16 protein-coding genes and 1 pseudogene are annotated in these 18,925 nt (G+C 56.3%); 12 read left to right on the top strand and 5 right to left on the bottom strand.

From position 1 onward, the window contains the following. On the top strand, positions 1–603 hold the full coding sequence (locus tag EN943_RS12560) for an HD domain-containing protein (RefSeq protein ID WP_245475827.1): 603 nt from the start codon (positions 1–3) through the stop codon (positions 601–603). Positions 604–976: 373 nt separating this feature from the next. Here the strand turns inward: EN943_RS12560 and EN943_RS12555 are convergent, their stop codons facing one another. Beyond that, positions 977–1,684: a GntR family transcriptional regulator gene (locus tag EN943_RS12555; RefSeq protein WP_127412870.1), complete on the bottom strand. Its 708-nt coding sequence runs from the start codon at positions 1,682–1,684 to the stop codon at positions 977–979. A gap of 397 nt (positions 1,685–2,081) precedes the next feature. On the opposite strand from EN943_RS12555, the gene EN943_RS12550 reads away from it, so the two are divergent. From EN943_RS12550 to EN943_RS12535, 4 genes are all read left to right on the top strand, one after another. Continuing rightward, positions 2,082–4,379 carry a xanthine dehydrogenase family protein molybdopterin-binding subunit gene (locus EN943_RS12550; protein WP_127412869.1) on the top strand — a complete coding sequence of 766 codons (2,298 nt, stop codon included), beginning with the start codon at positions 2,082–2,084 and terminating at the stop codon, positions 4,377–4,379. A 149-nt stretch (positions 4,380–4,528) separates the two neighbouring features. Then, positions 4,529–5,395, top strand: coding sequence for an FAD binding domain-containing protein (locus EN943_RS12545; protein WP_127412868.1), 867 nt, complete (start codon positions 4,529–4,531; stop codon positions 5,393–5,395). After that, the gene (locus EN943_RS12540) at positions 5,396–5,878 is read left to right on the top strand and encodes a (2Fe-2S)-binding protein (protein ID WP_127412867.1); all 483 of its coding nucleotides are present in this window, start codon (positions 5,396–5,398) and stop codon (positions 5,876–5,878) included. It abuts the gene before it with no gap. Between the two features lie 146 nt (positions 5,879–6,024). After that, positions 6,025–6,981, top strand: coding sequence for an XdhC family protein (locus EN943_RS12535; RefSeq protein ID WP_127412866.1), 957 nt, complete (start codon positions 6,025–6,027; stop codon positions 6,979–6,981). Positions 6,982–7,027: 46 nt separating this feature from the next. Here EN943_RS12535 and EN943_RS12530 read toward each other — a convergent pair whose 3' ends face one another. Next, complete coding sequence (locus EN943_RS12530) at positions 7,028–7,744, bottom strand: GntR family transcriptional regulator (protein WP_127412865.1); 717 nt, start codon at positions 7,742–7,744, stop codon at positions 7,028–7,030. Positions 7,745–8,162: 418 nt separating this feature from the next. Here EN943_RS12530 and glyA point away from each other — a divergent pair, with 418 nt between their 5' ends. The 5 genes from glyA (at position 8,163) to EN943_RS12505 (ending at position 14,352) form a co-directional block, all read left to right on the top strand. Beyond that, entirely contained in the window at positions 8,163–9,437 is a 1,275-nt protein-coding gene (gene glyA / locus EN943_RS12525; RefSeq protein ID WP_127412864.1) for a serine hydroxymethyltransferase, read from the top strand. 209 nt (positions 9,438–9,646) lie between these two features. Further along, positions 9,647–10,753: a TMAO reductase system periplasmic protein TorT gene (gene torT / locus EN943_RS12520; RefSeq protein WP_164778176.1), complete on the top strand. Its 1,107-nt coding sequence runs from the start codon at positions 9,647–9,649 to the stop codon at positions 10,751–10,753. 66 nt (positions 10,754–10,819) lie between these two features. After that, on the top strand, positions 10,820–12,370 hold the full coding sequence (locus EN943_RS12515; RefSeq protein WP_127412862.1) for a sugar ABC transporter ATP-binding protein: 1,551 nt from the start codon (positions 10,820–10,822) through the stop codon (positions 12,368–12,370). Further along, positions 12,351–13,355: an ABC transporter permease gene (locus tag EN943_RS12510; RefSeq protein WP_127412861.1), complete on the top strand. Its 1,005-nt coding sequence runs from the start codon at positions 12,351–12,353 to the stop codon at positions 13,353–13,355. Before EN943_RS12515 ends, EN943_RS12510 begins: the two co-directional genes overlap by 20 nt. Beyond that, on the top strand, positions 13,348–14,352 hold the full coding sequence (locus EN943_RS12505; protein WP_206522752.1) for an ABC transporter permease: 1,005 nt from the start codon (positions 13,348–13,350) through the stop codon (positions 14,350–14,352). Before EN943_RS12510 ends, EN943_RS12505 begins: the two co-directional genes overlap by 8 nt. Positions 14,353–14,443: 91 nt before the next feature. Here the strand turns inward: EN943_RS12505 and EN943_RS12500 are convergent, their stop codons facing one another. Beyond that, the gene (locus EN943_RS12500) at positions 14,444–15,025 is read right to left on the bottom strand and encodes a TetR/AcrR family transcriptional regulator (protein WP_127412860.1); all 582 of its coding nucleotides are present in this window, start codon (positions 15,023–15,025) and stop codon (positions 14,444–14,446) included. Between the two features lie 120 nt (positions 15,026–15,145). Between EN943_RS12500 and EN943_RS12495 the strand changes: the two are divergent. Next, a pseudogene (locus tag EN943_RS12495) lies at positions 15,146–15,532 on the top strand (VOC family protein); the annotation flags it as partial. 211 nt (positions 15,533–15,743) lie between these two features. Here the strand turns inward: EN943_RS12495 and EN943_RS12490 are convergent. Both EN943_RS12490 and EN943_RS12485 read right to left on the bottom strand, forming a co-directional pair. Beyond that, on the bottom strand, positions 15,744–16,334 hold the full coding sequence (locus EN943_RS12490) for a cupin domain-containing protein (RefSeq protein ID WP_245475825.1): 591 nt from the start codon (positions 16,332–16,334) through the stop codon (positions 15,744–15,746). Between the two features lie 12 nt (positions 16,335–16,346). Beyond that, positions 16,347–17,612, bottom strand: coding sequence for a M20 family metallo-hydrolase (locus EN943_RS12485; protein ID WP_127412858.1), 1,266 nt, complete (start codon positions 17,610–17,612; stop codon positions 16,347–16,349). Positions 17,613–17,990: 378 nt separating this feature from the next. Here EN943_RS12485 and bhcB point away from each other — a divergent pair. Continuing rightward, on the top strand, positions 17,991–18,925 hold a 935-nt coding region (gene bhcB / locus EN943_RS12480; protein WP_127412857.1), incomplete at its 3' end, for a beta-hydroxyaspartate dehydratase BhcB.

Genomic DNA, 18,925 nt, shown 5'->3' with positions numbered 1-18,925 from the left:
ATGTTGAGCGAGACCATCGCATTTCTGGTTGAGATCGATCGTCTGAAACAAGTCGATCGTCAAACCAAGATCGTTGGTGAGCGGCGCCGCGAAAATGCGGCGGAGCATTCATGGCATCTTGCGATGTTCGCACTCGTTCTTGGAACCCGGTTCGCACGCGTCGACCCGTCCAGAGTTATAGCGATGTTGCTCATCCATGACATAGTGGAGATCGACGCTGGCGATCTGCCGCTACACTCGAGGAATGTGAACCTTGCCGCCAAGCAGGAGCGGGAAGCCGCGGCGAGCCAACGGATCTTCGGTTTGTTGCCGCCGGCTGAGGCTGGGCAGCTTTTGTGTTTGTGGAACGAGTTCGAGGCTGGCGAGACCGAGAATGCGCGGTTTGCCCGGGCGTTGGACAGGTTGCAGCCATTGATCCTCAACCTCCAGAATGGCGGTGGAACCTGGCTAGAAAATGATGTCACCGAGGATCAGGTTGTCGAACGCTATGGGTCTGAGATCGAACCCTCCTCGCGTGAACTCTGGCAGGAAGTCCGAGGCCTTGTCTCCCGTCACTTCCAGCAGAATTCTCCAAATCATCGAGCGCAGCTCAAGGAAGCTTAAGTCTGGGTTCTGCAGTCGTTATATTGAAGACATCGGAGAACAATCGAAAGTGGTTTCGTGCATAGCGGAGAAAATATCTAGAAATATATGAGGTTCGAATTGTTTTTGGGATCTGGAGTAAAAAATCTACTTTCCGCATGGCTGAATAGCTATGTCGGATATTTATTGTGCGCTCCTCCTTACGGCGCATTGGCCCTGCGGATTCGCGACGACATAGAGGCCAAATCGCTTGCTGCGCCCCGTTCTATGTCAAATCGGGCGCAGGAAGGTCTATCAGGCAGAAAAACCAACTCCCACCTTTGACGGCAATAGACCCGCCGCCCTCACAAGAGGCGGGTGAAAAGCAAATCGTTCAATTGTGGTCTAGCGGTCCTCATGCCCCTCGAAGCCAGGCCATCGTCTCAGAGAAATTCGATGCCTTGTCCTCACCGTCGAGCTTCAGGTCCATCTCTACATGATTTAGATGGCGGACCATTTCATGGGCAGCGGTCTCGCCATCCCTTCGAGCGATGGCATCAGTAATTCGAATATGTTCGCCAGGTGGGCAGGCTTCATACTCCTGAGCGTGAAGCAGTATTGCCAGGCATGTCAAGGTTTGTAACCGCGTGATCAATTGAACGAGCACATGGTTTCCGGTGAGTTCTGCAAGTCTCAAATGAAACTCGCCGACCAATCTGACCAGTGTTCCTCGGGCATCATTCTTGCGGGCTTCCGCTTCCGCTTCCAGATGCTCATGAAGCTGAGCCAAACCAGACGCAGTTATGGATGCCGCCAGTGTTCTGACGATCTCTGGTTCAACCATTCTTCTAACGGTCAAAATATCCCTTGTCTCCTTCCTGCTAGGGGAGGCGACAGTCGATCCAACATTCGGCATTTTCACAAGGATGCCGTCTTGTGAAAGCCGGGCCATTGCCTGCCGCACAATTGTGCGGCTTACATCGAATGTCTCTGCCAGCAACTCTTCAGTGAGCCGTTCTCCCGGGGGGAGTCGTTGCTCAAAAATCGCGTGAATGATCCGCCTGCATATCTCTGCTTCTGTCTTGCCGTGTGCTTTTTCGAAGCGTGGAAGGATAAGCCCCACGATTTCAACTCCTAGTTTCCAGTTCGATTAGGACCATTTTGCATATACCAGGTCCGAGTCCGGACGGTGGCCCGATGTATCGGTAACCATTTCTCTGATCGGCAATCAGGCTGAGCATGACGCGCGAACCGACGAATCCGTCGCCGCGATACAAATCTAACATGCCACCCATTGACGTTTCGGTCAAACCATATCAAACTTCATTGTACACAACGTAACATGCAATCAAGGGACATTTTTGAAGGCTGAAAATCGCCGAAAACGAGCCCGGGCGGATGGGCCAGCAATTGGTGGTCAGTAGGCCATTCAACAAATTCGATGAGGCTATGGGCCAGTCCCGTTCGGGGACGATGGCCTACCGCGATCGCACGGATCGCTTTCAACGGAGGAAGACGCGATGGGAGTTCATGATCTCCAGACGGTCAACAAGAGGCTTCCGCTCAAGGATGCCCACGAAAAGGTTACGGGGACACATGAATTCCCATACGATTTCACCGTGCCTGGGATGGTCTACGGCCGGATTCTGAGAAGCCCCTACGCACACGCCAGGATCGTAAAGATAGACACCTCGAAGGCCGAGGCGTTGCCGGGGGTGATTGCGGTCATCACCCACAGGGATGTTCCCGTCGAAGAGTGGATCGGGTTATGGACAAATTACCGCGGATGCGTGATGGACGACAAGGTCCGTTTCGTTGGCGACGAAGTCGCCGCGGTGGCAGCGATTGATCTGCGCACCGCAGACAGGGCACTCGAACTGATCGAGGTCGAGTACGAAATTCTTCCTCATGTCCTGAACGCCTTGGACGCGATGAAGCCTGACGCTCCGCAAATCAAGAAGACCGGAAAGAACTCCAAGGATGTCGTTCTCATCAACTGGGGCGACGTCGAGCAGGGTTTTCAGGATGCCGACGTGGTCGTTGAGGGAACGACTTTCAACAACGCGCAGGATCAGGCAACGTTCAGTCGCAACTCACCGATCGCAAGCTGGTCGCAGGACACGCTGACGCTCTGGTCTGGCTGTACGGCTCCCAGCGAACTGAAGGATGCTGTTGCCAACCTGGTCAATCTCCCCAAGAGCAGCGTGCGCATCGTCGCCCTTCCGACCGGCCCGTCGCTAGGCAAATGGTGGTTCAACAATCTCGAGATGATTACCGTCTTCCTGGCGAAGAAAGCGCATCGACCCGTGAAGGTCGTCCTGCGCCAGGATGAGGTGTTTGCAGGCATCAAGCGTCGCCACATTGAATCCACGCAAGGTCGCCTTGGCGTGAAGTCAGACGGCACGATGGTTTCGATGGAAGTGAACGACATTTTCGACAATGGCGCATACGGAGACAAAAACGACATCTTCCAAAGTCTGTCGGAACTGTGGCCGCGCGTTGAGCATGGGCATTTCGAAATGTACGGGGTTTCGACCAACCTCGTCACTGCGGGATGCATGCGCGGCGTGGGCGATCTGACGATGAACTTCGCATTGGAACTCCTGATCCACAAGGCTGCCGAGAAGATAGATATGGATCCGGTCGAGATCCGCCGGATCAATGCCGCAAAGGCTGGCGATCCTTGCCGGGGCCAGGATATCCACCACGAACTTTTCGCGGCCGACCAGCCCTATCCGGACAAGGTCGTGATCTCGAGCTGCGCGATGGATGAGTGCCTCACAAAAGGGGTGCTCGAGTTTGACTGGAATACCCGATGGAAGGGCTGGAGTTCCACCAACACCAGCAGCGGTCCCGTCAAGCGAGGCGTCGGAATGGCTACCGCCATGCATGTCTGCGGAATTCGCTACACGGGTGATTGTGGGGCCATCGTCAAGGTCAACGCCGACGGATCGGCTAACCTTATGGTCAGCCTGGGGCGTCAGGGCAACGGCAATGACTCCACCCAATGTCAGATCGCTGCCGAAGAACTCGGCATTCCCTATGACATGGTGACGATCGATTGCAACGATACCAATGTCACGCCGTGGGGCCAGGGATCGACCGCAAGCACTTCGACATTCCTTTCCGGGACCGCGACGCGGGCTGCCGCGCGCAGTGCCAAGCACCAGATTCTGAAGCTGGCGGCGGCGACGTTCGAGGAGTCTTGGGAAAACCTCGATATCAAGGACGGTATCATCTACAGCAAGACGCAGCACAACAAACGCATACCGATCACCGACATCACCGAAAACAAGCTCCCCGGCTTCTGGGAGTTGTCAAAGCAGCCCTGCATCATCGGAAGCGTGGTGACCAATGCGCCGGACGATCAGATCCCGAAGCATGTCGCTGCTCACTTTGTCGAACTGGAAGTCGATACGGACACTGGCGAAATCAAGCTTCTTGACTACCTGCAGGTTCAAGATAGCGGTCGTTTGATCAACCCGGAGGTTTGCGAAAACCAATTGAATGGCGGGTATTATCAGGGCGTTGGTTTTACACTGATTGAGGAACTGGTCCACGATGCCTCCGGCCGTATCTTAAATCCGAATTTCGCCCACTACAAAATCTTCCGCTGTGGCGATCTGCCCGACCCCAAAATCCACTTTGTTGAGCAAGACGATCCGGTTGGTCCCTTCGGCGCCAAGGGGTTGGGTGAGGCGCCGATTTGCGCCCCGCCAGGAGCCATCGCATTGGCAATCTACAATGCCACTGGCGTCTGGATGACCGAAACCCCGTTCACGCCCGAGCGGGTGCTCAAGGCTCTTGGCAAGATCTAAGAGCTGCCGCTGTTTTTTTGGCGCGGATCTGGCGGCCACTCTGAGGATGAATTCCTGGGAGTGGCAGCCGGGATGCAAGATAACGATTCAGTTGCGACCAACCCGTCTTGAGGGCGCTCGCAAGCAGAAAGAGGTTCAGAAGGTTTAGTATGAACAAGGCATTCGAGATATCGGAATACGTCAGGCCGACAACAGTCGACGAAGCGCTTGCCGCGCTCGATCGATATGGCACTTCAGGTGTCATACTTGCCGGCGGCACCAATCTCTTTTTGGAGGGAGCTGGCGGCGCGAGTGTAGCAATTGACGTCAAGGACATTGCGCTGGCTGGGATCACCGCCGGCGATCGGATCCATATCGGAGCGTTGGCCTCCGTAGCCGACATTCGCCAGGCATCTGCACTGCAAAACGCGTATCACATCCTGAAGGAGGCCGCCGACCTTCACGGACACAACTTGATTATGCGTTTGGCGACCATCGGCGGAAATGTAGCCAATGGCCACCCGGTGCTGGACTTTCCGCCCTGCCTATTGGCATTGGACGCCGTCGCAGTCCTAAGGAGCAGCCAAGGCGAACGGCGCGTCCCCTTGAGCGAATTCTTCGTCGGCTTCAAGAAGACAGCTTTGCGCAAGAATGAGTTGATCACCCAGTTTGAACTCGGTGACTTCTCACGGCGTTCCGGCGGGGCTTTCATGAAGCTTGCCTGGTCGCGGGTTGACATGGCTGTCATCAACCTGGCAGCGGTCGTCGATTTGGCTGCGGACGGGACCTGCCAAAAGGTGCGCATCGCGTTGGGGACGGCTGGGCCCGTTCCGTTTCGTGTGGAAGAAGCGGAGCAGTTTCTTGTCGGCAAGAAGATCGATGATGCACTCATCGATACGGCGGCCGAGATATGCAAGAGAATGGCAAATCCGGTCGACTACTTCCGCGGATCAATCGACTACAAGAGGCACATCATCGGCGTATATGTTCAGCGAGGACTGCGCTTGGCCCTGGATCGGGCAGTAGAGGAGGCATAAATGAAAAAATCGAATAAACTCGTCGTGTCATTGCGGGTCAATGGCCTCGCCTACGAAGTGCTAGCAGAACCGCACGAGAAGCTTCTTGGCGTGCTCAGAGAGCACATCGGCTTGAAGGGAGTGAAATCCGGTTGCGAGGAGGGCGAGTGTGGGGCATGCGCGATCCTGCTCGACGGTGAACCGGTCACGTCCTGCATGATGCTCGCGGGCGCGGCCGAGGGCAAGGAAATCATCACGATTGAAGGTCTTGCAAAAGGTGGCGAGCTTCACCCGCTGCAAGAGGCATTCATGAAGTACCATGGCATGCAGTGCGGATATTGCACTCCTGGAGCAATCATCGCTGCAAAGGGATTGCTGGACAAGAATCCCAACCCGACGGACCAGGAGGTCCGCGAAGGATTCTCTGGAAATCTATGCCGCTGCGGATCATACCCGAAGATGGTGAAGTCGGTTCTGGAAGCGGCGAAAGTTCTTTCGGCGTAAGCCCTGCTCCTTTCGCGTACGTTTCTCCCGACCGTGCGGGGAAGCGTGGCTAAGCCAATCTCCCAAGACTACAGACCGATCTCCAGCCGGCCAAAAGTGGCCGGCTGGAGTGTGCTGACAGGGGCATCTAGAGAGTCCGTAGGACTATGTACAAATCGACCCGATCGTGGCGCAGGTTCGACGACTACGTTGTTGAGTTCGCACATGATCGACTGTTGGCGGGCAAGCGTGTTGCACTCATAACCCTCATCAAGATCGAAGGGTCGTCTCCCCGGCCGCTCGGTGCTCAGATGGCAGTGTCCGAGACTGGCGAGTGGGTCGGCTATTTGTCTGGCGGTTGCATCGAACGCGCTGTGGTTGCGGAGGCGATCGCTGCGATCGAAGACGGCAAAAATAGGCAAGTGCGCTATGGCCGAGGGTCAAAATACCTGGACATCCAGCTGCCTTGTGGCAGCGCAATCGAACTTTTCTTCGACGTTCAGATCGATAGGAACAAGCTCGCTCTCGTCGTTCAGGACCTGAACTCTCGCAAGGTCTCGTCCTTGACCATACGGGGAGACGATCTCCCTTCCGGTCCGCTTGTGCGGCGCTATGAACCGCGGCGCAGATTGATTGTCGCCGGAGTTGGTCCCTCGGCGGTCCAGCTTGCCCTTCTGGGGCCACAGGCCGACTTTGACACAGTACTCTATTCTCCCGACAGTTCGACCCGCGAGGCGCCTGAGCTGGAGGCCATCGTGGCAATGCCAATCGATAGAGATCGCGCGCCAAAATATCAGGCCGACAAGAGGACAGCGATTGTTTTCATGTTCCACGACCACGATTGGGACGCAAAGCTGATCCCAGCGGCATTGGAGACCAATGCTTTTTATGTAGGGGCGATGGGTAGTAACAAGACTCACGCTTTGCGGGTGTCGCGCTTGACGGAACTCGGTATCCAGCCAGCCCAGATTTCACGCATACGTGGTCCTGCCGGCATATTTTCAGGCGTCAAAAGCGCTCATGATATCGCGATATCCATCCTCGCCGAGATAGTGCGAGCCGACCTCGACTCGACTGGTTCCGCATCGCTGTCCGCAGAAGGCTTCGCAGCGGTCAACTGGTAAGGTTGCGTCAGCGCGGTTGGTCACTCTCCAAAATCGTCTGGTTTCTTCACCCCACCGCGTTTCCGCGCAACCAGGCGATCGTATCGCTTAACGGGGAACCCGGTTCGGCACGGTCAAGATGAAGATCGAATTCGACATGCTGGAGATGCTGAAGCATTTCAGTCGCAGCTCGTTCTCCATCCCCCCCTGCGATCGCCTCCACAATCCGGCTATGCTCATCGGGAGGGCAGGCCTCGTTTTGCTCGGCATAAAGAAGGATTGCCAGACATGTCAGCGTTTGAAGACTGGTCATCAAACGCGTCAGAACATCGTTGGCTGCAACTTCGGCGAGAAGGAGATGAAACTCGCCAGTCAACCGGACCAAAGTGCCCCGGTCGCCCTTGGCCCTGGCCGTTGTTTCCCTTGCGAGATGAGCGTGAATCCGCTCCAGTCCCCCACCAACCGGCGCGGCTGACAATATTCGTACTATAGCCGGCTCAACCATCTTGCGAACGGCGAGGATATCGCGCGTTTCCTTGCGCGTCGGAGCGGCGACCGTCGTGCCAATGTTCGGTATTTTGACAAGTATGCCATCCTGAGAGAGTCTCGCTATCGCCTGTCGGACAACGGTCCGGCTGACGTCGAAGGTCTCGGCAAGTTGCTCCTCGGTCAATCGCTCGCCAGGTGGGAGCCTCATCTCGAAAATCGCCTGCAGAATACGCCGGCGAATCTCTGCCTCAGATTTTCCGTGCGCCTTCTGGAAGCGTGGCAGGCTTGGCTCCAAGGTCCTTCTCCTTTTGGGCAGCCTGCCTCTTTGAAATAGGGCAGGGGCGACCGATAGGCCGCCCGTCGTCCTTTATCAATAAAGGACTATTCGATCCATGGGATATAGCGCCCCGCAAGAGGCTGCCCAATTTGGCGGAAAGAAAACTTGCTAGAGAGGCTCTTGACAACATAGTCAACGCCATAGCATCCTATTATTGTGTACAATTAGTCATACAATCGTAGACTTCTCTTTCAATCGCCTACAGCCAACGCTTGGTGCGACTTCTAACAGGAATAGGCCAAGCACGACGCCGGGGGGCCTCCCACTCCCGGCGTCTATTTCCAGACGCCGATGCGAACATGCCGCCGCTTGGGCATCCTGGGCTAGTCGCGGACCGGCCACCTACGTCGCATGACTCGACAGGGACAACGCGCTCATGAGCTATGTGCTCCAATCGGACCAAAAGATATTTTCTGCAATTCGCCGGGAAGAACACCGGCAGGCAAATCAGATTGATCTTATAGCCTCTGAGAATATCGTTTCCGAAGCAGTATTGGTTGCGCAGGGCTCCGTGCTGACCAACAAATATGCCGAGGGCTTTCCCGGGCGACGCTACTATGGCGGTTGCCAGCATGTGGACGAAGTTGAGGCGGAAGCCATTTCGCGTGCCTGTCGTCTGTTCGGATGCAAATTCGCGAACGTGCAGCCACATTCAGGTGCGCAGGCGAATGCCGCCGTATTCTTCGCGCTGATGAACCCCGGCGACTCATTTCTCGGCCTGTCGCTGGCGCATGGCGGCCATCTAACTCATGGCGCCCCCGTCACATTGTCAGGCAAATGGTTCAAGCCGTTTCAGTATGGCGTTCGTCAAGACGATCATCGCATCGACATGGACGAAGTTCGCACGCTCGCCCTGGAACACCGACCAAGAATTATCATCGCCGGCGGTTCGGCCTATCCACGAGTGATCGATTTTGCAGCCTTTCGCTCCATCGCCGATGAATCGGGCTCGTTGCTGATGGTGGACATGGCGCATATCGCGGGCTTGGTGGCTGGCGGGGTTCATCCCTCTCCGTTTCCTCACGCCCACATCGTCACAACAACCACCCACAAGACGTTGCGTGGACCCAGGGGCGGAATGATCCTCACTGACGACCCCAGCTTGGCAAAAAAACTAAACTCGGCAGTCTTTCCGGGCTTGCAGGGCGGCCCGTTGATGCATGTCATAGCAGCGAAAGCTGTCGCCTTGGGCGAGGCCTTGCACGGGGATTTTTCTTCCTACGCCAAGAAAGTCGTCGCCAATGCCAAAGCGCTTTCTGCAGTGCTCGAAGCGGGGGGACTCGAGATCGTTTCCGGAGGTACCGACACGCATCTGGTGCTGGTGGATCTGAGACCAAAGGGCGTCACAGGCCGCGAAGCAGAACAATCCCTAGAGCGCGCGGGCATGACCTGCAACAAAAACGGTATCCCCTTCGATCCGCAAAGCCCGGCCATTACGTCCGGCATCAGGCTAGGCACGCCGGCGGCTACAACACGGGGTTTTGGGGTTGAGCAGTTTCAGATCGTGGGCAATTTGATTGTTGATGTCGTGAACGGCCTGCGAGAGTACGGCGCCGAAGGCAACCGGAACGCCGAGGCTCGCGCGGCCGCCGCGGTGGCATTGCTGTGCACGCACTTCCCGTGGACCAGCCGATCCAGCGCGTCACGGTAGACAGTTCGCGGTCGGCGCGAGGCCACTGAATTTTGACCGACCTTGCGTTGGTTGGCGCGCATGTCCAGAGCCAGGCGGGTGTGCGACGCTGCTGCGCAGCTTCAACGACCACTGTTCGACCCTGCCCTGCAGAGACTGTGGTCGTTCAATCCTGTCAGGTCTGCGAAGGACGTCCGAACCGGCATTTCCTATCAGGATTGACTCATTGCGTGCTGGACTGTATCCAATCATTGGATGCATCGGTGGAAGCATCCATAATCAAAAAGGAGGTTTACGTGAAGGCAGGAATTATCGCCGGTGCTTTGCTGTGCCTGAGCTGCAATGTTTCGTCAGCCGCCGACTGGTGGCCGGCAAAGGTCTACAACCAGGGCGACGGTGCCCAAGCTTCGTTTGATTATGTTCCACTCGATAAGGCCGAGAAGAAATGGAACATCTGCGTGCTCTTTCCCCATGTGAAGGACAGCATGTGGGTTGCCGCGGCTTACGGCGCAGTGGGCGAAGCAAAGCGCCTTGGCGTGAAGCTCACCCTCCTGCAGGCGGGGGGATATGAAAACCTGCCCAAGCAGATTTCGCAGTTCGATGACTGCGTCGCCGCGAAGTCCGACGCGATCATCACCGGCGCGATTTCCGAGGCCGGTATGGCGAAGAAATTTGAGGAAGGGCTGGCGAAGAACATCCCGCAGATCATGCTGATCAATCCTGTTGCGGACGCTCCAGTCACTGCAAAGGTATCGGTCGACTACCCGGTTCTGGGGAGCCTCGCGGCGAACTATATCCTCAAGAATTACACCGGAAAGGAAATCTCGGTTTCGGCGTTCCCAGGCCCCCAGGGCTCTGGTTGGGCTGAAGGTTTCTACAAAGGCTTTGAGGAGACTCTCACAGGAAGCAGCGCCAAGATCGTCGACACCAAATGGGGCGATACGGGTGTTGCGGTGCAGTTAAAGCTGGTCGAAGATTCGCTCGAGACCTATCCGGATGTGTCCGTCCTGTGGGGCGCGCCGCCAGCTGTGGAGGCTGCCGTCGGTGCGGTCGACAATGCTGGACTGAGCGGAAAGGTGGATCTGGTTTCATCATACGAAAACCAGGCGATGTTGGATCTGCTCCAAAAGGGGGACGTGAAGGCATTCCCAACGTTGGCCCCTGTTCTCGAAGCGCGTATCGCCATCGATACGGCCGTGCGTGCGCTCGAAGGAAAGGAATTCCACAAGGCGGTGATGATCGTTCCGGAGATGCTTTCTAAGGACAACGTGGACAAGACCAATCTCGACAACGTTTTTGCCCCGAGAGATTGGCAGCCGGTCTATTCCGTCGATTGACAGGCGTGGCTGTGAAAGCAGCTTCAGTCTGAACATGCGTTTGGGGCAGGACGGGATAACTTTGCAATGCAGTTGCTGAAGCTTCAGGATGTCACCAAGCGCTTCAGAGGCGTTACCGCACTCAGTCACGTGAACTTCGACCTGAACGAAGGCGAAGTTCACGTGCTCTTCGGAGAGAACGGTGCTGGAAAATCCACACTGATCAATCTGATAGCCGGCACATTTGCGCTGGATGAAGGCCGTTGTTTCTTGAAGGAACTGGAACTCGGGCGCCTTTCGCCTGCACAATCGCGAGACGCCGGTATTGGCGTGGTCTTCCAGGAATTCAGCCTCGTGCCACAGATGAAGGTTGTGGAAAATCTATTCCTTGGCCGAGAACACAAATCGGCGTGGGGCCGGCTCGACCACAAGAGAATGCGCGAGGAAGGCCAGCGAGCGTTGGAGGATTTTGGTTTCAACGTCAAAATCGACAGGCGCGTTGGAGACCTCTCGCGGGCCGAGCAGCAGATGATAGAAATCACCAAGGCGCTGCTTTTCGAGCCAAAAATCCTCATCCTCGACGAGCCTACAGCTTCACTAACAGAGGCCGAAGCCTCTAATCTCTTTCGGCTGATCGGAGAGCTCAAGGCGAAAGGTGTCGGCATAATCTATGTATCGCACCGGATGAAAGAGATTAGAACCCTGGCCGATAGGGTGACAATACTGAGAGACGGCAAACTCATCGCTACCGTTCCCGCGTCAACCACTTCAGACGAAGCGCTTGTGTCGCTGATGACGGGTCGCCCGCTCGATCGTCTTTTTCCAGAAATCCCTTCTAACCCTGGCGCGGTCAGGCTGTCAGTGAGGGGGCTCTCTTTGGCCAAAGGTCTTGTACGGGGGGCCAGCCTGGATGTGCGAGCCGGCGAGATTGTCGGGCTGGGTGGCCTGTTGGGAAGTGGTCAATCCGATTTCGTACGCGCTATTTTTGGGTTGGAGGACATTACCGCCGGCACGATTTTCGTGGATGGTGATAACAAAAGCCGACCTACCCCCGGCGCGATGCTTGACAAGAAGATCACCTATTTTCCCGCCGATCGCGTCGCTGAAGGATTGGCGCTGACCCGTTGCGTGCGTGAAAATGCATCGATATCGTCGCTGTGGCTGAACCGGTTTTCGCGTCGCGGGCTGCTGCGACTTGGAGAAGAGCGAACGGCGGCAAAGGCCGTCACATCGAGGCTGAAACTGCGGCCGCCAAATGTCGAAAACTATGTCGAAAACCTATCCGGGGGCAATCGTCAGAAAGTGCTGCTTGCCCGCGGCCTAATGCGCGACACCGACATCTTTTTGTTCGACGAGCCGACAGTTGGTATCGACGTGAATGCGAAATTCGAGATTTATGAGTTGATGCGCGATCTGGTGAAGTCTGGAAGCGCCATCGTAATGGTCTCTTCCGATCTGCAGGAATTGCTGCATCTCTCGCATCGGTTGGTTATTTTCAACAAGGGACAAATTGCGGCAGATTTGACCGGTCCTGACATCACCGAGGACAACGCGCTCAAGCATTTCTTCTCGGAAGAGCTCCCGGTTTCGCGATCCTTTGACAAAGAAGAGGCCGTTTATGACAGCACTTTCGCCTAAGGCTGCTTCGCTACGGTTACCGACCTTCGTCACCGCCGGCGGCTTGCTACCCATTTTTCTCCTTTCTCTTGTCGTCATGCTTTCGGTGGTCGAGCCGCGCTTCTTTTCTGATGCAAATCTCTCAAATGTTCTGCGCAACACCAGTTATCTAGCACTTATCAGCGCGGGTCAGATGCTGGTCATGATCCTGGGCGGGATCGACCTGTCCGTCGGTGTCATAGTCGCCCTGAGCAGCGTCACGACCTCGATTGTTATGAGCCGTCTTGACACGCTTTTGCCCGGCCAAGGGGCAGCTGTAATAACCCTTGCCTGCCTCGCAGGTCTTGGGCTCTCGGCGGCGATAGGCGCCATCAACGGGATCCTCGTGGCTTACACCAAGGCGAGCGCCTTCATGATCACGCTAGGGACATTGTCTGTTGCGGGGGGGATTGCCTTCTATGTCACATCTGGCATCCCGATTTACGGAATGCCAGATGCCTTCACCAAGGGTTTTGGTCGAGGGTCGTGGTTTGGCTTTTCGTATCCGACTTACCTGGCACTCGCCTTGATACTCTTGATCGCGTTGGCGCAGCGACACTTCAATGTCGGCCGCCATCTCTATGCCATAGGCGGGCACGGCCCCGCGGCGAGATCGTCCGGAATATCGGTGAAGGCACTTACCATCGGAGCGTACACCTGTTGTTCGCTGCTGAGCGGGCTTGCAGGAATTGTGATCACAGCACGGATAGGATCAGGACAAGCCAACCTTGGTTCGGAATTCATGCTGCAGAGCATTGGGGCTGCGGTTCTCGCAGGTGTTTCACTTAGGGGCGGGATCGGCCGAGCTGAAATGATTGCCCTCAGCAGCCTTCTCCTGACAGTCGTTGCGAATGGAATGAACCTGCTGAAGATTGACAGCAAGTTGCAGACGATTGTTTTCGGAGTTCTCCTCTTGATAGCAATTCTCACAGACAGGCGCAGCCGCCGAGGGGTCGAACATGGCTGATGTCAGCATGGTAAAGGGCAATGCCCGGTTTTCGATCGCAGGCTTGCTCCCCAATCTGTTCCAACCGGCCTTGATCGTTGCCCTGTTTTTGTTCTTCGGGGTGCTCCAACCCAATGTGTTTACATGGGGCAACGTGTCGAACCTGGCGATACAATCCAGCTATCTCACTGTGTTTGCGCTCGCGCAAACGTTCGTGGTCATCGTGCGTGGATTTGACCTATCACTTGGCACTACCGTGTCATTGATCAGTGTGGGAGCCAGCATGGTCATGGTGTGGGTCGCGGCCGCGACCGGTTCTGACCTTGTGGCGCTCAGCGCGGGCATTGCGGCAGGAATTGCGATTGGGCTGCTGGTCGGAACTATAAACGGCTTCGTGGTCGCCGCGTGGCAATTGAATCCGTTCATCGTAACCCTCGCCACGCTCAACATATGCATGGGTTTCGCGACCACGATCTCGGGCGGATTTCAGATTTTCAATGTGCCAAACATACTCAACGATGTCTTCTACAAAGCATCGGTTTTGGGCATTCCGGCGCCTGTCGCCGCATGTATCGTGCTGCTCGCGGTGTCTCATCTGGTGCTAACCAGGCTAAGGCTGGGCAGGGCGCTCTTTTTGATCGGCAGTAACCCACGTGCGGCCGTTATCGCCGGCCTTCCAATGAAGAAATACACCTTGCTGGCTTATGTATTGTGCTCTGGCATCGTTGCCTTGGGTGCATTGCTGCTTACGGCGCGCACAGGGTCTGGTGAGCCAAATCTCGGCGGCAATCTGATGCTTGAGAGTATTGCTGCTGCCGTGATGGGAGGCGCTTCCCTTCGCGGTGGAAAAGGAAATGTGGCTTCGCCGATCTTTGGTGCGTTGGTAATTACAGTCCTTTCAAACGGCATGAATCTCGTGCGCATCGATGGATACATCCAGCAGATCATCCTGGGAATGGTTATCACCGCAACTGTGGCCCTTCAGGCGCTTTCCGAAGGCAAGAGAGCCGCGAAATAGCAAACGACAGAACGCACTCGAGCGATCCTCCAAAAGTCCGGGTGGCGCTTCCTGAGCGAGCCCTTGCATGTGCGAAGGGATTGAAGGCTACCTATCTCATAACCTGCTGAATGATCTGCTTCGCAAAGGCCTCTGTCAGAGGTTCGCGCGAAAACCAGCGGCGGTAAAAAAACGGACCGGTGAGTGCCGCGATCAACATCGCCACATCGGTCTGCTCGCTAAGTTCTCCGGTCTTCACCGCTCGATGGAGCACCGTCGCCAAGGGAGCGGAATAACCTTGCTGCAGCTTGCTGTACATATCGGCGATGTCGGGGTCCCGCTCGGCTGCGTCAATGATTGACGGCAGTACCGCGGACCACCTTGCCGAGGTCAGGACCTCTCCAAGCTCTGCCATCAGGGTGATCAAATCGGATTCAAGACTTCCCGTGTCCGGCTCCTTCAGAAGCGTGCCGATGGTCGAACACGCATCGCGCAGAAGGTCCGTTCGGGTTGACCAATGCCGATAGATCGTCGTTTTGGCGACCCCGGAACGGCGCGAAATTTCATCGACGCTTGCCCCTGAATATCCCCGTTCAAACAAGAGCGCCCCCGTCGCGGCAAGCACCGTCTCTCGCGAGCGCTGAACCCTATGGTCGACTATCTTGGCCGCAGCAGGAATGATTGTATCGGTCATGGAATTTGTCTTCTTGTCAGCAAACTCATATGGATAGATACGATACCGTAGCGTATCGAAATATTCGTGACTAGGGAAGCTCGTGTCCATCCGTCATCGCAATGCATTCTGGAGAATATCATGAGGTTCGCGTCCACTCGTCTGATCGCAGCAGACATAAAGGCGATGGTTTCGTTTTACGAGATGGTGACGGGATTGCAGGCCGAATGGCTCGCCCCGGTCTTCGCCGAAATTGTCACGCCGACTGCCACGCCGGCCATCGGCAGCATCGAAACCGTCGCGCTTTGGCAAGAAGGTAGGGCTGAAGCAGGGGCAACCCGCACCGCCTTTATCGAGTTTCAAGTCGAAGACATAGATGCCGATTACGAGCGTCTGAGGGATAAAGTGCCGCTTGTGCACGAACTGAAGGTGATGCCTTGGGGCAATGCGACTTTTCAGTTCCGCGACCCCGAAGGCACGGCCGTCTCTCTCTACATGCCGGCCTCTGAGGAGGCAAAGAAGCGCTTTGAGCGCGATAGGAAGGCCGGAGAGCTGTCAGCCTCCGCAATTTGGGAGCAGAGCAGCTATTTTGCAGCGCGCCTATCAGTCGTCGGCCTGAGGGACCGTTTCAAGAGGGCCGCTATTGCCCTCTCTCCTGTGGTGCGTGCGTAGAGAGTAGGTCCAAAGGAACACGGGCGGCTCGAGGAAACAACCGGCCAAGGCACAGGCCCGCCGCGTATCAGAACGTTGGCGGGGTGTTAACCCATAGAACTCGTGCTTCGGTTTGGCCAACATTTCGGTAGCCATGGGGAAGATAGGAATCGAAGTAGAAGCTATCTCCCTCGGAAACTTCGACGACATGTTGGTCCACGATGAGTTCTATCGAGCCGGTAAGGACGAAGCCGAACTCCTGGCCGTCATGACTAATGGGTTCCAGGCTGCCGCCACCAGGGGCGATAACATGGATGTTGATCTGCAGCAGTTGCCCGCTGCTTCCGGGTACCAACTTCTCCAACGTCACTTGATTCCCGGCGCGCAGATGACCCGTGACAAGTTTGGGTCGACTATCCTTGCGCACAATCGACACCGGACCGGTGGCGTCGTCATCAGTCGCAAAGAGCTCGCTCATGTTCATACCGAGCGCGGCCGCAACGCGATGTAGGGCAGACATGGAAGCTTGCGCCCGATTGTTCTCAAGCTTTGATATGTATCCCTCCGTGAGTTCGGTTTGCTTCCCGACCTCCGCAAGGCTCATGCCAAGCATCAAGCGTGTGTGCTTGAGCTTGGCTCCGATCCTCAAGGGCTCTGCCATATCAGCTTTGCGACCCACTCCGTTTCTCCATCATGTATGCTCCGGCATCGAGCCAATAGCATGCGACAGAACCGCTTGGGCTAGGATTTCGCAAGCAGTGGCCACATGACCTGGCTCCGACCATTCTCGCGGATTGTGACTTATCCCGTCGCGGGATTGAACAAACAGCATCGCTGTGGGAACGACTGATGCAAGGCTGCTGGCATCGTGCATGGCACCGCTTTCCAGTGTTGGCGCCAAGACCTCTAGAGCATGGGCGCACGCGGCCAGCCTTGCCTGCATCTCGGTGTCAAATCGCACAGGCGCAACGTCCATCAATTGGCTGACACTCGCTTGAACGTGCTCTTGAGCGGATACGCGCTCGATCACGTGCGCCATCGTTTGCTTGAATGCGTCCATGATGGCCGGGTCCGTGTGACGCAAATCGATGAAGAGACGAGTCCGACCCGGTACCGTGTTTGTGGAATTGGGGCTGACCTCTACGCGGCCTATTGTAAACCGTAAGTCCGGGCTCAGGGAGATGGCGCTTTGCCTTAGCGCGATGGCAAGCGCTGAGGCTGCCATGAAACTATCGCTTCTCGCGACTATCGGCGTCGTGCCTGCGTGTGCGTCCTTTCCAGCTATGTCAATTTCGAACCATCGTACTCCCTGTACACCGGCTACCACGCCTACCCGAGCGCGCTCCTGTTCGAGCGACGGACCCTGCTCAATGTGCAGCTCGTAGTAGCACAGCACATTCAGTCTCAGATTGGGGTCGCCAGCGTAACCGATTCTTTCCAGCTCGGCGAAATAGTCGGCACCTTCCGTTCCTTGAAGAGAAGCAGCGTCAAGGTCGCCTACAAATCCCTTTGAGCCCGTCAGACCGGGCTTGAAACGCACGCCCTCTTCATTCGTCCAATTGACAACGGCTATCGGGTGGTCCGTTTCGATGCCGGCGTCATTGAGAGCCCGGATCACCTCCAACCCAGCAAGTACCCCCAGCACGCCATCAAACCGGCCACCGTGCGGTTGCGTATCCAAATGGCTGCCGACAAGGACTATGGGCGCATTGCTCAGCCGTCCTGGTCGGATACCGAACATATTGCCGTAGCGATCAACGTGAACCCCGCACCCGGCCTCTCGTGCCCAATTTGCGAAAAGATCGCGCGCCAGCTTGTCCTCGTTGGTCAACGACAGCCTGCAACTGCCGCCCCCAGCAATCGCGCCAATAGCGGCCATGTCCATAAGACTTGCCCACAGCCGATCGCCTCGGGTCAGTGGTTGGCGAGTTGGTTGCTTGGTCAACTGCGTATCCATTCAGATCGCTCTCTGTTTTCAAAAGATTGGCTGCTCCAGGACTGCGAGCAACCGGCGAGAGCCTTGGCATGTCGCAAAAACCGGATAGCCTGGGAGAACTCTATGTTGGGGGGTAAATCTGCCTGGTAGTCAAGAGATTTTCCTATTAGATACGCAAGGCTTTAAAACTGTCTCGTAATATTTCTTTTTAGGAAAGTAGCTTGACAGATAGAACCGTTTCTTTCATTCCTGAGAAAGGTTGACAAGTGGCCGGTCGGCATCGCAGCGGGGCGCTTGCTCACCTCTGCCTGGCCAAGGTGGCCGAGCGTTTCCCCCGGGCTGCAGTGACGCGGTAGCTCCGACGTTTGGAATACCGACAGTCTTTGGAGTTTGCTCAAAATGATGGTTCCCACCATGTCAGATGTGCTCGAGGCTCACGAGCGTATCAAGCCCCATATTCTGCGGACACCAGTTCTCACATCAGCTTCCCTGGATCTGCTCTCCGGCGCTGAGCTGTTCTTCAAATGCGAGAACCTCCAGAAGGCCGGAGCGTTCAAAGCCAGAGGCGCGGCAAACGCGGTGTTTGGTCTCACTGAAGCGCGAACAAAAAGCGGTGTCGCAACCCATTCGTCCGGGAACCATGGCACTTGCCTGGCGTATGCCGCCAGTCGAAGGGGCATTCCCTGTACGGTGGTGATGCCCAGGACGGCACCACAGGCAAAGAAGGATGCTGTCCGCTCGTTTGGTGGAAAGGTTGTCGAGTGCGAACCCTCAACAAGCTCTCGCGAGACCGTCTTTGCAGAGGTTGTGGCCCAGTCGGGAGCCGAGTTCGTGCATCCCTATAGCGATCTCCGAGTGATTGCCGGGCAGGCTACATGCTCCAGGGAATTGATCGAGCAGGTTGATGGCATCGACGCTGTAGTCGCTCCGATCGGAGGCGGCGGCATGATTTCCGGCACCTGCCTGACCCTCTCGAACCTCGCGCCAAACGTCCGCGTCTACGCCGCTGAACCCGAGCAAGCCGACGATGCCTATAGGAGCTTCAAGGCCGGATTCATCATTGCCGACGACGCGCCAAACACGATTGCCGACGGTCTCAAAGTGCCACTCAAGGATTTGACGTGGCACTTCGTGAAAAACCATGTCTTCGACTTCGTCACCGTTTCGGAGCTCGAAATCGTCGATGCGATGAAGCTGATTTGGAAGCATGTGAAAGTCGTAGCGGAGCCTTCCAGCGCCGTGGCGTTAGCCGCGGTTCTGAAACAAAAGCCGTTGTTCGCTGGAAAGCGCGTGGGAATCATTTTGACCGGCGGCAACGTGGATCTCGACAAACT

Origin of the sequence: Mesorhizobium sp. M7A.F.Ca.US.006.01.1.1 (genome assembly GCF_003997935.1) — a bacterium.
Taxonomy (GTDB): Bacteria; Pseudomonadota; Alphaproteobacteria; order Rhizobiales; family Rhizobiaceae; genus Mesorhizobium.
Note: the sequence above shows the minus strand (reverse complement) of the source record. Positions and strands in the feature narration are given on the sequence as shown.

Bases quoted from the DNA above. Each gene is read 5' to 3' on its own strand.
- EN943_RS12560 (WP_245475827.1), top strand. From the start codon at position 1: ATGTTGAGCGAGACCATCGCATTTCTGGTTGAGATCGATCGTCTGAAA.
- EN943_RS12550 (WP_127412869.1), top strand. From the start codon at position 2,082: ATGGGAGTTCATGATCTCCAGACGGTCAACAAGAGGCTTCCGCTCAAG.
- EN943_RS12545 (WP_127412868.1), top strand. From the start codon at position 4,529: ATGAACAAGGCATTCGAGATATCGGAATACGTCAGGCCGACAACAGTC.
- EN943_RS12540 (WP_127412867.1), top strand. From the start codon at position 5,396: ATGAAAAAATCGAATAAACTCGTCGTGTCATTGCGGGTCAATGGCCTC.
- EN943_RS12535 (WP_127412866.1), top strand. From the start codon at position 6,025: ATGTACAAATCGACCCGATCGTGGCGCAGGTTCGACGACTACGTTGTT.
- glyA (WP_127412864.1), top strand. From the start codon at position 8,163: ATGAGCTATGTGCTCCAATCGGACCAAAAGATATTTTCTGCAATTCGC.
- EN943_RS12515 (WP_127412862.1), top strand. From the start codon at position 10,820: ATGCAGTTGCTGAAGCTTCAGGATGTCACCAAGCGCTTCAGAGGCGTT.
- EN943_RS12510 (WP_127412861.1), top strand. From the start codon at position 12,351: ATGACAGCACTTTCGCCTAAGGCTGCTTCGCTACGGTTACCGACCTTC.
- EN943_RS12505 (WP_206522752.1), top strand. From the start codon at position 13,348: ATGGCTGATGTCAGCATGGTAAAGGGCAATGCCCGGTTTTCGATCGCA.
- EN943_RS12500 (WP_127412860.1), bottom strand. From the start codon at position 15,025: ATGACCGATACAATCATTCCTGCTGCGGCCAAGATAGTCGACCATAGG.
- EN943_RS12485 (WP_127412858.1), bottom strand. From the start codon at position 17,612: ATGGATACGCAGTTGACCAAGCAACCAACTCGCCAACCACTGACCCGA.